Raw genomic sequence first — 16,443 nt, 5'->3', positions numbered from 1 at the left:
CTTTTTTATATGTAAAAATCGTTATTTAATAACTTTCCAGTTGTTATTAACTGTTGCTTCTATCGTTTTATGTTCCAATATATAATTAGCGATAAGTTCAGACATATCTGTGGGTATATCTTTTACTACCGGTTTGTTTTGAAACATAAAGAAATTTCCCCCGCCACTTGCACGATAATTATTCATTACAACGTCATATTCTTCATTCATATTAAGAGGAGCACTGTTATGCTGTAAAGATTCTACTCTTTCACCAATTGGTTTTGAAATGTTTAATACGTATGAAATCCCTTCCCACATATCATAATTATAATGTTGTGGCTTTGGTTCTATGTAGGTAGGACTTACGGTGATGGATCCATCTGTTTTTAATGTGAAATAAGAAGCAGAGAGTTCAAGAGCATTTTTTATCTCCGCTCCAGTTATTCTAATTACTTTTAATGTGTTTGGATAAATATAATTAGAAACGATGTCACGCATTGTTACATGTTCCGGGAAACCTGGAGATGTATTATGGAACAAACTTGTACAAGAAATTGATACATTAGCTATATCCATCTGTATTTTATTTATGAATTCGATAAAAGGATGATCATGCAAACGAGTTTGCATAGCATCTGAAATTTGCATATCCCCCTGAATGATTCCAATAGGTTGATCAAGCCACTTTTGTGTTTTCTCTTCGTAATCGGCTACCAATGAAAGTACATCTTGGTCAGCCTCAACTCCTTGTACAGATAATAATTCAGAAGAACTCTCTTTTTTAACCCATTTATGTTTTGTTTTTTCGAATGTTATTTTTACTTTTCCAACTGAATGTCCATTACATCCGGTCTGTAAAATTGTTACACCGTTAGCCATTGTGTGAGCAATTTCCCGGTGCTGGTGGCCTGTTAATAAAATATCTATGTCTTCAATTTCATGGCACATTGCATATCCTTGGTTTTCTCCTGTTAAAACTTCAGTCGGTACCCCGGTTTGTAAATCTCGTTCAACTCCCCCGTGATACGCTACGACTAGTAAATCTGGTTTCTCATGTTTGCGAATGTAAGAAACCCACTTTTTCGTTGTTTCTAATGCATCTTCAAATTGTAAGTCTGTAATGTGATGGGGTTGTTCCCAATTGGTAATGTAGTGCGTTGTCACCCCTAAAATAGCAATTTTTATATTGGATTCAATCTGTTTGATTATATAAGGTTTTCCGAAATAAGGCTTCTTTATGTTTTTATCTAAAATGTTTGCTGATAGGTACGGGAAGTTCGCAGTAGTCACAGTATTATTTAATATATCCATCCCGTAATTAAACTCATGATTGCCGATAATTGCAGCGTCATACTGTAAGTAATTCGCTAATAAGGACATTGGGTTTTTTTTGTTTTTTTCGTATGTAACATAATGATAAGTAAATGGTGTTCCTTGAATAAAGTCGCCATTATCAATTAAAAGAACGTTTGTATTTTGGGAACGTTCTTTTTTTATAAGAGTAGAAATTTTAGCTAAACCAAGTTCTGCTGGGGAGTTATCTTGGTAGTGAATAGGATAAACAGTGCCATGTATATCGCTTGTTAATAAGATGTTTAAAGTTACAGTTTGATTTTGTTCCAATATGACTCACCTTTTCTATTGTTATCTTCCAATTCATCATATCAAATATGTGAAGAGAATTTTAATGTGAGTGTATAGAATATGTAAAGATTCTGTAAATAATCAATTATTTGTAAAAATATGTGATATATTTCTTCATGTTTATGAAAGGTTATTTTATAACAATGAAAAATGGAGGCATTAATATGTTGAAAAAAGTTTTTGCAATGAGCACAACAGTTGTACTAGCAGCGGGATTATTAAGTGGCTGTGGAACGAAGGAATCAAGTGCAAGTAAAAATGAAGATACGAAAAAAGGGTATGTACCGAAGACTTTAAATGTTCAATTTGTTCCTTCTCAAAATGCAGATACGTTAGAGGCGAAGGCAAAACCATTGGAAAAGCTATTAAGTGATAAATTAAATATTCCTGTAAAAGTTAGTATTTCAACGAACTACAATACAATTGTAGAAGCGATGGCATCTAAACAAGTAGATGTAGGATTTTTACCGCCAACAGCGTACGTATTAGCACATGAAAAGAAGGCTGCAAATGTAATTTTACAAGCACAACGTTTTGGAGTAGAGGATGAAACAGGAGCTCCTACAAAAGATTTAGTAGATTATTATAAATCTGAGTTTGTTGTTAAAAAAGACTCTAATATAAATAGTGTAAAAGATTTAAAAGGTAAAAAGATTGGTTATCAAGATGTAACATCATCAGCAGGGTATGTATGGCCTGCAGCTGTTCTATTAAAAGAGGGAATTGATCCGTTAAAAGATGTGAAACCTGTTACATTAAAAGGTCACGATCAGTCGCTTATTGCTCTTTTAAATGGTGACGTAGATGCAGCTGTTGTATTCCAAGATGCTCGTAATATTGTAAAAAAAGATTATCCGAATATATTCGAGCAAACGAAAATAGTGAAATTTACGGAGAAAATTCCAAACGATACGATTTCGGTACGTTCTGATTTAGATGAAGAGTGGAGCAAGAAATTACAGGATGCTTTCATTGAAATTGGAAAAAATGAGGAAGGTCACAAAATCATTAAAGAAGTATATTCACATGAAGGATATGTTAAATCTGATGATAGTAAATTTGACATCGTTCGTGAATATGGGAAGAAAGTAAAAACGCAATAATACATATGGAAATGGCAGCTAGCTGAAAGGGAATGTTTTCAGTTAGTTTGCCGTTTTGAATACATAGAAGGTAGGTAAGATGTGTGATAGAATTTCGAAATGTCTCCAAAGTGTATCCAAATGGTACAAAAGGATTGAATAATATAAACTTGAAAATTCAAAAAGGTGAGTTTGTTGTAATGGTAGGGCTGTCCGGAGCTGGAAAGTCTACACTTCTAAAATCGGTAAATCGTCTTCATGAGATTACAGAAGGCGAAATCATGATTGAATGTGAGTCTATTACAGCTGCAAAAGGAAAAGATTTACGACGTATGCGCCGGGATATTGGTATGATCTTTCAAAGTTTTAACCTTGTAAAGCGATCAACAGTATTGAAGAATGTATTAGCTGGCCGTGTTGGATATCATTCGACATTGCGTACAACGTTAGGTTTGTTTCCGAAAGAGGATGTGGAGCTCGCATTTCAAGCGTTAAAAAGAGTGAATATTTTAGAAAAAGCATATGCACGTGCTGATGAATTATCAGGAGGACAACAACAACGTGTATCGATAGCTAGAGCATTGGCGCAAGAAGCAAAAATCATATTGGCAGATGAACCTGTTGCGTCGTTAGATCCGCTAACAACAAAGCAAGTATTAGATGATTTAAAGAAAATTAATGAAGATTTTGGAATTACAACAATTGTAAACTTACATTCTATTGCTTTAGCTAGGCAATATGCGACGCGTATTATTGGATTACATGCAGGCGAAATTGTTTTTGATGGTTTAGTAGAAGCAGCAACGGATGAAAAGTTTGCTGAAATTTATGGTGACGTAGCACAGAAAAGTGAATTGTTAGAGGTGGCAGCTAAATGAATGATGTGACGATATATTCGAAGTCGATACCGAAGCCGCCGAGTAAGTTAAAACATATGTTAACGTTTATTCTATTCATTGTACTGTTGTGGGGAAGTAGTATACAGGTCGACGCATCATTTTCAAAGCTAGTAGTTGGTTTTCCTAATATAATGGATTTGTTAAAAGAAATGGTGCCGCCAGATTGGAGTTATTTTCAAGTTATTACAACAGCAATGTTAGATACAATACGTATGGCGATTATTGGGACGACTTTAGGAGCGATTTTAGCTATTCCACTTGCACTGTTTGCGGCAAGTAATGTGTTTACTAGTACATTTTTATACAGTCCAGCTCGATTGATTTTAAATTTTATTCGAACGATACCAGATTTATTATTAGCGGCAATTTTCGTAGCTATTTTTGGAATAGGACCACTTCCGGGTATTTTAGCTCTTACTTTTTTCTCAATTGGGCTCGTGGCGAAATTGTTGTATGAATCAATTGAATCAATTGACCCTGGCCCACTAGAAGCGATGACAGCTGTAGGGGCTAATAAGGTGCAATGGATTGTTTATGGAGTCATTCCACAAGTAAAAGCACACTTTGTTTCCTATGTACTATATACATTTGAGGTGAATGTACGGGCAGCGGCTGTCCTAGGTTTAGTAGGAGCAGGTGGTATTGGACTATATTATGATCGTACACTTGGATTTTTACAATATCAACAAACTGCATCTATTATCATCTATACTCTTGTTGTTGTATTGGTAATTGATTATGTAAGTACATTGTTGCGGGAGAAATTATAATGAGTAAAACGACGATAATCGTACCAAAACCGAAGAAACCGAGTGTGTATCGCTCGTTTATTTTTATAGCACTTACATTTGTTTATATATGGGCTTTTTCAGGAGTACCGCTAGAGGGAATAAAGGAAACGGCGGGAGAAATTACAAAAGCAATTATGACAGGGATATTGACTCCAGACTGGTCGTATGTATCTTTGCCAGATGGTGAAGATTTATTACATGGATTAATTGATACGTTGGCAATTGCGATATTAGGTACATTTATTTCTGCATTTTTATCTGTTCCGTTTGCTTTTTGGGCGGCAACGAATATGAGTAGTGGAAAATTAACTTCAGGATTTGGGAAATTTGTACTTAGTTTTGTTCGTACGTTTCCTGAATTAGTTATGGCTCTTTTATTTATAAAAGCTGTTGGTCCAGGTTCTTTTGCAGGAGTATTAGCCTTAGGATTGCATTCTATTGGAATGTTAGGAAAACTATATTCAGAAGGAATTGAAAACATAGATAAAGGACCGACGGAAGCGTTACTAGCAACAGGAGCAAATCGTTTTCAAATACTTTGGTATGCGGTGTTACCGCAAGTGTTACCAGATTTTCTATCGTATACGTTATACAGATTTGAAATTAATGTACGATCCGCTGCGATTTTAGGAGTTATCGGAGCAGGAGGGATTGGTACACCTTTAATTTTTGCGCTGAGTTCACGGAATTGGTCTCGTGTTGGTATTATTTTATTAGGTATTATTTTAATGGTAATTATAATTGATTTGATTTCAAGCTCGATTCGGAAACGGATTGTTTAACTTATTTGAAAAGCATCGAAGTTAGATGCTTTTTTTATGTTTTTAAAAACTTATTTAAAAAAGTAAGTATAGAAGAAATTTGTATAAATATACAGATAATTCCCTTTCTTTTTAAAATAAAAATAATGAAAAAGTATGTCATATTGAATGCCCATACATTCCCGGAAACATTGATTTTTTTATAAAAAATCAAAAAAATATCAACATATTTGTCGATACATGTTGTATAATCTTGCGTGGGAAGCTATCATATAAATGTATAAAACGTTTACTAATATAAGCGAAGGGAAGAATAGCATGTCACATTCAATCGAACAACTTTCTATCAACACGATTCGCACATTATCCATCGATGCGATTGAAAAAGCAAACTCTGGTCACCCAGGAATGCCAATGGGTGCAGCACCAATGGCTTATACATTATGGACTCAATTTATGAAACACAATCCAAATAACCCAACGTGGTTTAACCGTGATCGTTTCGTATTATCTGCAGGTCATGGTTCAATGTTATTATACAGCCTACTTCACCTATCTGGTTATGATGTAACAATGGATGACTTAAAGAACTTCCGTCAATGGGGAAGCAAAACTCCAGGACATCCTGAGTACGGTCATACAGCTGGTGTAGATGCAACGACTGGTCCACTTGGACAAGGTATTGCAACTGCTGTAGGTATGGCAATGGCTGAAAGACATTTAGCTGCTAAATATAACCGTGATGCGTATAATGTAGTAGATCATTATACATACGCTATTTGTGGTGATGGAGATTTAATGGAGGGCGTTTCTGCTGAAGCATCTTCATTAGCTGCTCATTTACAATTAGGTCGTCTTGTTGTGCTTTACGATTCAAACGATATTTCATTAGATGGCGATTTAAATCGTTCATTCTCTGAAAGTGTAGAAGATCGTTACAAAGCATACGGATGGCAAGTAATCCGTGTTGAGGATGGAAACGATATTGAAGCAATCGCGAAAGCAATTGAAGAAGCGAAAGCTGACGAAAAACGCCCAACGCTAATTGAAGTAAGAACGACAATTGGTTTCGGTTCTCCAAACAAATCAGGAAAATCAGCTTCACATGGTTCTCCACTTGGTGTAGAAGAAACAAAATTAACGAAAGAAGCATATGCTTGGACTGCTGAGCAAGACTTCCACGTAGCAGAAGAAGTATATGACAACTTCCGTAAAACAGTACAAGATGTTGGTGAAACTGCGCAAGCTGAGTGGAACACGATGCTAGGTGAATATGCACAAGCATACCCAGAATTAGCAAACGAATTCCAAGCAGCAATGAACGGTCAACTTCCAGAAGGTTGGGAGCAAAACTTACCAACTTATGAATTAGGATCAAAAGCAGCAACTCGTAATTCTTCTGGTGCTGTAATTAATGCAATTGCAGAGTCTGTACCATCATTCTTCGGTGGATCTGCTGACCTTGCTGGTTCTAACAAAACATACATGAATAACGAAAAAGACTTTACAAGAGATGATTACAGCGGTAAAAACATTTGGTACGGTGTACGTGAGTTCGCAATGGGTGCAGCAATGAACGGTATTGCACTACATGGTGGTTTAAAAACTTACGGTGGTACGTTCTTCGTATTCTCTGATTACTTACGTCCAGCAATTCGCCTTGCAGCATTAATGCAATTGCCAGTAACGTATGTATTCACACATGACAGTATCGCTGTTGGTGAAGATGGTCCAACACATGAACCAATCGAGCAATTAGCAGCGCTTCGTGCAATGCCAAACGTTTCTGTTATCCGTCCTGCTGATGGTAACGAATCTGTTGCAGCTTGGAGACTAGCTTTAGAATCTACAAACAAACCAACTGCTTTAGTATTAACTCGTCAAGACCTTCCAACATTAGAAGGTGCAAAAGATGATACGTATGAAAAAGTAGCAAAAGGTGCATATGTAGTTTCTGCAAGCAAGAAAGAAACGGCTGACGTAATCTTACTTGCAACTGGATCTGAAGTAAGCCTAGCTGTTGAAGCTCAAAAAGCATTAGCGGTAGACGGCGTTGACGCAGCTGTTGTCAGCATGCCATCTATGGATCGCTTCGAAGCTCAAACTGCAGAGTACAAAGAATCTGTATTACCAAAAGCAGTAACAAAACGTTTCGCAATCGAAATGGGTGCTACATTCGGATGGCACCGTTACGTAGGTCTTGAAGGAGATGTGTTAGGTATCGATACATTCGGTGCTTCTGCTCCTGGTGAGAAGATTATGGAAGAGTATGGATTTACTGTAGAGAACGTTGTTCGTAAAGTAAAAGAAATGCTTTAATGATTTCAGAAAAATCTCTCCGGCATGGAGAGGTTTTTCTATGTAAATGAGTTTTTTCGACAGAAAAAGTTTTTTATCTCTCCGCAGTCAGACAATCATTGCAAATTTTCTTATATATAATGAAGAGAAAAGGTTGTCCAGATTGGGAGTGGAAAAATGAAAACGTATGAATTGTATTTAATTCAAGAGGATATTGCGAAAGCTTATTTTGGTCGTGAATATTTGTTTTTTGATTTATTTGCTCGATTTTCAGAATCTGGGTCCCTTTCGGAGAAAAAAGTGTTATATAAGCAAATGATGTATATAACGATGCCATTGCAAGTAATGAAAATTCATCATAAATTAGAACAAGCTTTGCGCGTTCTTGGTAAATATGATAGAACACATCATACACATACACTTTATACGGGAGCAGAGTACGGCGAAATAATGGTGAAACCGCACTATATTCGTATGAATACCTCTGGAAATGTCTCTATGGAAACGACGTTCTTTGAGGTGTTAAGAAAGTGTGAATTAACATTTTTAGCTATGGATTATGAAAATACAAAGTACGGATGGCTGAATCCTCTAAAACAAGTACGAACATATGTGTAAAAAATGTCGAATTGTATCTTGTCTTATTGAAAAGGTTTTAGTACACTGTAAGGTAGACAACATGAAGGAGGAAAATATATGCCAATTTGGTTAGGTATTCTAGTGGGCGTAGTAGCACTAGTAGCAGGCGTGGCGTTAGGATTTTTCATTGCCCGCAAATACATGATGAATTACTTACAAAAAAATCCACCAATTAACGAACAAATGTTAAAAATGATGATGATGCAAATGGGACAAAAACCTTCCCAAAAGAAAATCAATCAAATGATGAGCGCAATGAACAAGCAACAAATGAAATAAGCGCTAAAAGACACTCGCTAAGAGTGTCTTTCTTTTTGTTAGTTATAGTTTTTAAAACTTTTAAAAATTCTGTATTTTTGGTAAACTGAAAACATCGCTCATTTTAAGGGAGGAGGAAAAAAATGAAAGTGTTTATGAATTTAGCGTGGTTTTTTAAACAAGAAAAACGAGCGTACATAACTGGAATTATTTTATTGTTTGGCGTTGCACTTTTAGAACTTGTAGCACCAAAAGTAATTGGAATCGTTGTAGATGAAATTAATGATGGAACATTGACGACCGATAAGTTACTAAAATGGGTTGTACTATTAGTAATTGTAGGTATTACGATGTACATATTACGTTACATATGGCGTATTATGATTTTCGGGTCTTCATTAAAATTAGCTCGCCAATTACGAAAAAATTTGTATGAACATTTTACAAAGATGAGTCCATCTTTCTATCAGTCAAATCGGACAGGTGATTTAATGGCACATGCGACCAATGATATTCAAGCGATCCAGCAAACTGCTGGAGCAGGTGTTTTGACGCTTGTTGACTCATTAGCTGTCGGAGGATGTGTACTCGTAGCGATGGGTTTTACAATTAGTTGGAAGTTAACATTATTAAGTTTAATTCCAATGCCGATTGTAGCTATTTCGACAAATTATTATGGAACTTTATTACATAAAAGGTTTCATAAAGCACAGCAATCGTTTTCGGAAATCAATGATAAAGTGCAAGAGAGTATGAGTGGAATGAAAGTGATTCGCTCGCTTGGACAAGAGAAAGAAGATTTACAGGCGTTTCGAAGAAAATCAGAAGATGTTGTACATAAAAATGTGTTAGTTGCACGTATTGATTCGTTATTTGATCCGACAATCTCTCTTATCGTTGGATTTTCTTTTTTAATCGCAGTATGTTACGGATCGGTATTAGTTGTAAGAGGTGAATTAACAGTAGGTGATCTCGTTACATTTACGACATATTTAGGTACCCTCGTTTGGCCAATGTTAGCGTTTGGATGGTTATTCAATATTATGGAGCGTGGGCGTGCTTCATATGACCGTGTAGAAAAAATTCTTTCACAAAAATCAGATGTAGTAAATAGCGAAAATGCTGTACATACAATAGCGAGCGGTAATGTTTTGTTTGCCGTTGATTCATTTTCGTATAAGAAAAATGAATTGTTACATTTAAACGATATTCACTTTGATTTGAAGAAGGGCGAAACGCTAGGAGTTGTAGGACGTACAGGCGCAGGGAAAACGACTTTATTAAAATGTTTAATCCGTGAGTATGATCATTTTAATGGTGAATTAAAAATTGGGGAGCGAGATATTCGAGATATAACACTTCATGGTGTCCGTTCTGCCATTTCATACGTGCCGCAAGATCATTTTTTATTTTCAGCAAGTATTGGCGAGAATATTGCCTTTGGAAAGGCGGATGCTACATATAATGAAATTACCCAAGCAGCAGAGACTGCTTGTATTCATAATGACATCCTCCAATTTTCAGAAGGATATGAAACAGTAGTAGGGGAAAGAGGTGTTTCGTTATCTGGTGGTCAAAAACAGCGAATCTCTATTGCTCGTGCTTTATTAACAAATGCTGAAATTTTAATTTTGGATGATTGTTTATCAGCGGTAGATGCAAAAACAGAAGAGACGATTTTAAGTGCCTTAAAGAGGGAGAGAGCAGGGAAAACGACGATTATTACTGCACACCGATTAAGTGCAATTCAGCATGCCAATCTTATTCTTGTTGTTGATGAAGGTAGAATTGTACAAAGAGGTACACATGAGGAATTAATGAAGGAAAACGGCTGGTATAAGGAAATGTATGAAAGCCAGCAATTAGAAGCTTTAGTCGAGAAAGGAGGCGTATGATGGTAGAGAAGAAGCGAAGTGATTTAAGTAGATTGCTTTCCTATATGAAGCCATATAAAGGGTTACTATCTTTAGCATTTATCTTTTTAGTTGGTGCGACAGTAACGGAAATGATGGGTCCTTTTTTAATTAAACAATTCCTCGATGAACACCTAGTACCGCGGGATTTTGAACGATCAGCGCTCGTTACTTTATTTGTAATTTACATAGTTGCTCATTTATTAAAAGTACTATTTACGTATTTAAATCTATTGTACTTTCAGAACATTGCTTTTAAGATTGTTCAAGATATGCGAGTTGAAGTATATGAACATGTTCAAAAGCTGTCATTAAGTTTCTTTGATCGTACGCCGATTGGTACACTTGTATCGCGTATAACAAATGATACGGAAGCGATTAAAGATTTTTATGTCAGTGTATTATCAACATTTGTAAAAAATGTAGTCTTTTTAGTAGGTATTTTAGTAGCGATGTTTTTATTAGATGTAAAATTAGCGCTATTTTCTCTCGTATTAATTCCGATAATGTTTGCGATTATGGTATTATATCGCCGGAAAAGTGCAGCTTTTTATTTAGAAGTACGTAATCAACTAAGCGTGTTAAATGCAAAGTTGAACGAGTCTATACAAGGAATGAATATTGTTCAAGTGTTCAGACAAGAAAAACGTATGAGAAAAGAGTTTGAAGAAGTGAATAATAAACATTATAGTGCAGGGCGACGTACTTTGAAGTTAGACGCATTACTTTTACGACCAGCTACGGATTTAGTACATATTGTAGCTATTGCGTTAGTACTAGGTTTATTTGGGATTGATGCTTTAAAGAGCCCTGTTGAAGTAGGAGTTTTATATGCTTTTGTTAACTATATACATCGTTTCTTCCAACCTGTAAATGAGATGATGATGAAATTGTCCTTCTTCCAACAGGCACTTGTTTCGTCATCACGTGTATTTCATTTAATGGACGAGAAAGATTTAGCACCGGTTCAAAAAGGTAATGAGAATCCTCAAATCGTGGATGGAGATATTGAATTTAAAAATGTTACTTTTTCATATGATGGAAAGCGTGACGTTTTAAAAAATGTATCATTTCACGTGAAACAAGGGCAAACGGTTGCTTTTGTTGGGCATACTGGTAGCGGAAAAAGTACGATTATGAATTTGTTAATGCGATTTTATAATATTAAGTCAGGAAATATTGTAATAGACGGTGTAGATTTAGAAAAATTTGAAGAACGAGAGATTAGAAAGAAAATAGGACTCGTATTGCAAGATGCATTTTTATTTGCTGGAAATGTAAAGCAAAATATTCGTATGTATAATGAAGAAATTACGGATGAAGAAGTAAAAGAAGCTGCTCGATTTGTGCAAGCGAATACGTTTATTGAAAAGTTACCAAAACAGTATGAAACAGAAGTAGTAGAAAGAGGTGCAGCATTTTCAAGCGGTCAACGACAATTAATTGCTTTCGCTAGAACGATAGCAACGAATCCGAAAGTATTAGTATTAGATGAAGCAACAGCTAATATCGATACAGAAACAGAAGAGGCTATTCAAACAGCGTTGCAACAAATGCGAAAAGGTAGAACGACGATAGCCATTGCGCATAGGTTATCTACAATTCAAGATGCGGATCAAATTTTTGTGATGCATGATGGAGAGATAGTAGAGAGAGGGACACATCAAGAATTATTAAGTGAGCAAGGTTTGTATTATAATATGTATTTGCTACAAAATAAAGTGAGTTTGCAAAAGGCCTTGTAATACAAGGTCTTTTTTATTTTGTATACAAAATATGTTTACTCTTTGTTTCTATAGCATAAATGTCGTGTCCTCTTATGAAACTTGTACATATTGTATGTATACGAAGTAAAAAAATGATAGGAGATTTTATATGCAAAACAGATCAAGTTCAAATGTTACGTTTATTGATGTGTCTCATTGGGAAGGGAATATTGATTGGAATGCAGTGAAGGCATCTGGAATTCCAGCAGCGTATGCAAAAGCGACAGAAGGTGTAAACTACATTGATCCTACTTTTACTAAGAATGTACAAGCAGCACGAAATGCGAATGTATTAATTGGTGCATACCATTTTGCGCGCCCAGAACAAAATGATGCAATTTCAGAGGCAAAATATTTTGTGAGTATATTACAAAATAACCAGACAGACTTAATGCCAGTTCTGGATTTAGAATCACCAACAGATCCGAGTAACAGTAATTTAACTGGTAACGCTATATCGAATTGGGCAAGAAGCTTCATAAATTATGTGAAACAGGCTACTGGAAAAGATGTAATGTTATATACAGGAGTTTGGTATATTAATGAGTTCGGAATTAGCGGATTAAGTGATATACCGCTTTGGATTGCTAAATACTCGAGTACACCGCCTGCTGATGCTGGTGGATGGACAACGTGGACAGCGTGGCAGTACACAGATTCTGGACAAATTTCAGGCGTAGGAAATTGTGATGTATCAGCTGCAGTTTCATTAGAAGCTTTAAAAGGGAATGGAGCAAGTGGTGGAGGTAATGTTTCCCCGCCTAATAATGCAACTCCAGTGTACGGGGTTGCTATAATTAATGGAGATAATGTGAATTTGAGAAGTGGACCATCTTTGCAGTCTAGTGTAATTCGCCAATTGAATCGTGGCGAAACATATGAAGTTTGGGGAGAACAAGATGGATGGCTTTGTTTAGGGACAAATCAGTGGGTATATAATGATCCGAGTTATATTCAGTATAAACATTATGTGGCGACTATTACTGGTGATAATGTAAATTTGCGTGATGCTCCATCATTAAATGGAAATGTTATAAGACAGTTACATCATGGTGAATCGTATCGAGTATGGAGTAAGCAAGATGGATGGCTTTGCTTAGGGACAAATCAATGGATATACTACGATCCAAGTTATATTCAGTATGGTGTACAATAGAGTGAAAATAAAAGGTGCCCCGTCAGAGGTGCCTTTTATTAAAAATATACAACTTTTACAAAGTCTATATCGAAACCATAGTATACTATAATAGATATATTTATAAAAAATAATCGATAATGAAATAAAGGGGTAAAAATATGAATTATGTGCTAATAGGTACGGTTTTAATATTATTAGCTGTAGTATTTGTGCTGTTTTATAAAAATAAACAGTTAGAATCAGAGAGTCAGCAAGTAGAATTTGAAAAGAAACAAGCGATTGAAACGTATAAAAATGAAATTGCAGCTACGGTGATAGAGCATAAAGAACAACAAAATAATTTAAAAAATATGGAACAGAAAAAATACAATGATTTACAAGTAAGTGCAAATAGAGAAATTGAAAATATGCGTATGATGAAAAATCAATTAGCTGTGCAGCATAGTAAAGAACGTAGTGAAATGCAAAATAAACATAATAACGAAATACATATGTTTCAAAAACTAATTGCAAATCTACGAGAATATACTAAAAACGGCGCTGAAATGAATACGTACGAAACATTACATTATATGAAACGAGGATTCATAGAGCAAGGCACCATATTAGATGCTGAAATTCAAATCATGCCGAATGTTTTTATTAAAAATAATAGTGAAATAAACGATAATCGAATCCATCATCTCATCTTGTGCAAAACTGGTATTTATCTACTTGAGACGAAAGAATGGGAAGAGAAATTAATTCATGGTTTAACGAAAGAAAATGCTGGTATATATTCATTTATGATTGATGAAATGGGTAAGTATCAACAAGAAGTTGAAAAAGAAGAGACATTTGAATATATAGTAGGTAAAGATTCGTCAACTATACAAGTGAAAAATGAAGGGAATCCAGTATATAGGGCGAAGAAACTATCTCAAATTTTATACAGTGGTTTGAAAGAAATGCAGGCTAATAGTATAAAAGAAAAAGTAAAACCAGTTGTATATTTTTATAATAAAAATGGAAAAGAAATAGTAGACCTTTCTAGTGAGGAAACACCTAGATTAAAAGATCGGGAGCAAATTGTAACGTTCTTTAGAAATGAAATATTAGCAGGGGAAGTAGTATATACAGTGCAAGAATTAGAACAGATTCAAGAAATGATTAGCCGGATGAATTATATAGTGAGTTAAAAGGGGAGATCTTTCTGAACGCTATGCTACGTGGCATTTTGTATGTCTCTTTTTGTTTATATATAGTAATGTACATTGTATTTATATTCGTCATTGATATGGTCCATATACCCTTAAGTGTAAGGAGCATTTTTGTAGTATTCATACCATTTGTTTTATTAGTCATGATTCAAAGGGCTATTTTATATGTTTCTAAAAATCGTAATGAAGAAAAGAAGCAAATGTTGGGGGGGTTAATAGTAGCACTCATACCATTAATAGTGTGCACTGTACAACTAAGTGTAAATGAATATACATCAAAGTTTAATCAAAATAGATGGTTAAATCATGCAGATAAGCGGGTACATATGGTAGATGATCTATTACAAAAATATAAATTAAAAGGGAAATCAAATGAAGAAATTACACAATTGTTAGGAGCCCCAACGGAAACGAGAAGTGGGGGAGAAGGAGTTATCACTTTGTATTATCTTGGGACTGAACGTGGCTTTATCCCAATAGATAGCGAACAGCTTATTTTACAATTTGATAGAGATGGTAAAGTCATGGAATATACGGTGCATAAAGATTAAAGAAACGTGGAAGGAAGCTATATGTTATAGCTTCTTTTTTATTTTTCAATATGTCAAGGAAGGGGGAGAAGGTTTTTGAGTGGAATAAGGAATGAAAGCGGAGGTGATGCATATATATAGATGCATTGGGCGATTATTCGCCCGATTGGTGAGGGTTAATAATCAATAAGTACGGACAAAAACCCCACTGATGAAAGTTTCACTTTATCATATTGTATAAATGAAAAGGAGGTAAGACGGTGAAAGCAATCCCGACTGATGTCCTGAGTAAAGAATTGATGGAAAGAGAAGGAGTTATATCTATTACAGTAAAGGAATTTGAAAAAATAGAAGTAGCTGGAGTAGTAGTAGCTGGTCCAGCGGTCATTTTGATTAATCAAGATTAAGTACATATCATTGAAATAAAAAGCATCCATCTAGGGTGCTTTTTATTTGTATGTAAGGATAAATATGATGGATAATTGTGTTACTGGAGGGAAAGTCTGTGGCAATTATTATAACAATGTTAGTAATGGGTATTTTATTAGGATTTGTTGGAGCTGGAGGAGCTGGGTTTATTATCGCGATACTCACTTTAGTATTTCATATTCCTATTCATGTTGCTCTTGCAACATCTTTAACTGCAATGGCGTTTACGACATTATCAGGTGTTGTCAGTCATTACCGTGAAGGTAATGTAGCACTTATTATAGGCGGGATTGTTGGGGGATTTGGCGCAATTGGCTCTTATATTGGTTCTAAATTTGGTTCACTTATACCAGCACATCTTCTTCATTGGTTTACAGCTGGGATGTTATTTTTATCGGCAATTTTTATGTTTATTAAATTAATTATGTTCCAAAACAAAGAACAGTCATCTTTATATAAGCATAAAGAGTTTTCCATGAACTACTTGTTGAAATGTATATGCCTTGGATTAGTTACTGGAATGATGGCTGGTTCATTTGGGATTGGTTCTGCACCGTTTATTCAGCTTGGATTAATGGTTCTATTGGGATTAACGATTCAGCAATCTGTAGGGACAACAATGCTTGTTATATTACCGATTGCAATTGGAGGCGGTCTAGGATATAGTTCGGAAGGATATTTAGATTATATATTGTTATTGCAAGTATTAATTGGGACCATGTTAGGGGCATATATTGGCGCGAAGTTTACAAATTATGCACCGCGAATGCTTTTGAGGTTTTCGATGATTATGACACCGGTTTTAGCTGGATGTATGCTATTGATAGAGTAAGGTGAAATTATAATAAGTAGGGGGTTACTGCTTACAAATAGCGGGATAAAATTAATATAGCAAACTATTAATATATTTTACGAATGAATTATGTAGGTAATTCATATTTCCCATATAAAAGGATTTGTTTTAATATTATGAGTGTAAAGTTCGAGTATTCGAAGTACTACTTGAATTATATCCCTATCCCTTTTCTAAAAATGCGAACAAGTTTTGCCCTATTCTATTCAATAGTTAATTGCATAGAAATATATTGTTCGATGACCATTATGGAACGTACAT

Annotated in this window: 15 protein-coding genes; 14 read left to right on the top strand and 1 reads right to left on the bottom strand. The window is 35.1% G+C overall.

Translation table 11 applies throughout. From position 1 onward, the window contains the following. Positions 1-21: 21 nt before the first annotated feature. Entirely contained in the window at positions 22-1,605 is a 1,584-nt protein-coding gene (locus tag MR136_RS26380) for a bifunctional metallophosphatase/5'-nucleotidase (RefSeq protein ID WP_242259679.1), read from the bottom strand. Between the two features lie 185 nt (positions 1,606-1,790). Here MR136_RS26380 and MR136_RS26375 point away from each other — a divergent pair, with 185 nt between their 5' ends. The 14 genes from MR136_RS26375 (at position 1,791) to MR136_RS26310 (ending at position 16,161) form a co-directional block, all read left to right on the top strand. After that, the gene (locus tag MR136_RS26375) at positions 1,791-2,729 is read left to right on the top strand and encodes a phosphate/phosphite/phosphonate ABC transporter substrate-binding protein (RefSeq protein WP_000915065.1); all 939 of its coding nucleotides are present in this window, start codon (positions 1,791-1,793) and stop codon (positions 2,727-2,729) included. A gap of 83 nt (positions 2,730-2,812) precedes the next feature. Then, a complete protein-coding gene (phnC, locus tag MR136_RS26370) occupies positions 2,813-3,586 on the top strand; it encodes a phosphonate ABC transporter ATP-binding protein (RefSeq protein ID WP_000569244.1) in 774 nt (257 codons plus the stop codon). Then, positions 3,583-4,377: a phosphonate ABC transporter, permease protein PhnE gene (phnE, locus tag MR136_RS26365; RefSeq protein ID WP_017673067.1), complete on the top strand. Its 795-nt coding sequence runs from the start codon at positions 3,583-3,585 to the stop codon at positions 4,375-4,377. Before phnC ends, phnE (MR136_RS26365) begins: the two co-directional genes overlap by 4 nt. After that, on the top strand, positions 4,377-5,180 hold the full coding sequence (gene phnE, locus MR136_RS26360) for a phosphonate ABC transporter, permease protein PhnE (protein WP_000047897.1): 804 nt from the start codon (positions 4,377-4,379) through the stop codon (positions 5,178-5,180). The genes phnE (MR136_RS26365) and phnE (MR136_RS26360) overlap by 1 nt, the downstream gene beginning before the upstream one ends. A gap of 297 nt (positions 5,181-5,477) precedes the next feature. Beyond that, positions 5,478-7,478, top strand: coding sequence for a transketolase (gene tkt / locus MR136_RS26355; protein ID WP_000019766.1), 2,001 nt, complete (start codon positions 5,478-5,480; stop codon positions 7,476-7,478). Positions 7,479-7,634: 156 nt separating this feature from the next. Next, the gene (gene sirA, locus MR136_RS26350; RefSeq protein WP_000860645.1) at positions 7,635-8,075 is read left to right on the top strand and encodes a sporulation inhibitor of replication protein SirA; all 441 of its coding nucleotides are present in this window, start codon (positions 7,635-7,637) and stop codon (positions 8,073-8,075) included. A gap of 78 nt (positions 8,076-8,153) precedes the next feature. Beyond that, the gene (locus MR136_RS26345) at positions 8,154-8,375 is read left to right on the top strand and encodes a YneF family protein (RefSeq protein WP_001123317.1); all 222 of its coding nucleotides are present in this window, start codon (positions 8,154-8,156) and stop codon (positions 8,373-8,375) included. A gap of 122 nt (positions 8,376-8,497) precedes the next feature. Next, on the top strand, positions 8,498-10,249 hold the full coding sequence (locus MR136_RS26340) for an ABC transporter ATP-binding protein (protein ID WP_061457612.1): 1,752 nt from the start codon (positions 8,498-8,500) through the stop codon (positions 10,247-10,249). Continuing rightward, positions 10,249-12,012 (top strand): ABC transporter ATP-binding protein, encoded by a 1,764-nt coding sequence (locus MR136_RS26335; protein WP_000229520.1) that lies wholly within the window; start codon positions 10,249-10,251, stop codon positions 12,010-12,012. Before MR136_RS26340 ends, MR136_RS26335 begins: the two co-directional genes overlap by 1 nt. A 130-nt stretch (positions 12,013-12,142) precedes the next feature. Beyond that, entirely contained in the window at positions 12,143-13,189 is a 1,047-nt protein-coding gene (locus tag MR136_RS26330; protein ID WP_001181398.1) for a GH25 family lysozyme, read from the top strand. 140 nt (positions 13,190-13,329) lie between these two features. Next, the gene (locus tag MR136_RS26325) at positions 13,330-14,349 is read left to right on the top strand and encodes an NERD domain-containing protein (protein ID WP_001110284.1); all 1,020 of its coding nucleotides are present in this window, start codon (positions 13,330-13,332) and stop codon (positions 14,347-14,349) included. Between the two features lie 23 nt (positions 14,350-14,372). Continuing rightward, positions 14,373-14,921 carry a hypothetical protein gene (locus tag MR136_RS26320; protein ID WP_017673069.1) on the top strand — a complete coding sequence of 183 codons (549 nt, stop codon included), beginning with the start codon at positions 14,373-14,375 and terminating at the stop codon, positions 14,919-14,921. Between the two features lie 239 nt (positions 14,922-15,160). Further along, positions 15,161-15,307 (top strand): BC1881 family protein, encoded by a 147-nt coding sequence (locus MR136_RS26315; protein ID WP_000644411.1) that lies wholly within the window; start codon positions 15,161-15,163, stop codon positions 15,305-15,307. A 98-nt stretch (positions 15,308-15,405) separates the two neighbouring features. After that, complete coding sequence (locus tag MR136_RS26310) at positions 15,406-16,161, top strand: sulfite exporter TauE/SafE family protein (protein ID WP_059303518.1); 756 nt, start codon at positions 15,406-15,408, stop codon at positions 16,159-16,161. Positions 16,162-16,443: the final 282 nt, after the last annotated feature.

It is taken from the genome of Bacillus cereus group sp. BfR-BA-01311 (genome assembly GCF_022664295.1).
Lineage (GTDB): Bacteria > Bacillota > Bacilli > Bacillales > Bacillaceae_G > Bacillus_A > Bacillus_A cereus.
This window is presented reverse-complemented; position numbering and strand designations above follow the sequence as displayed.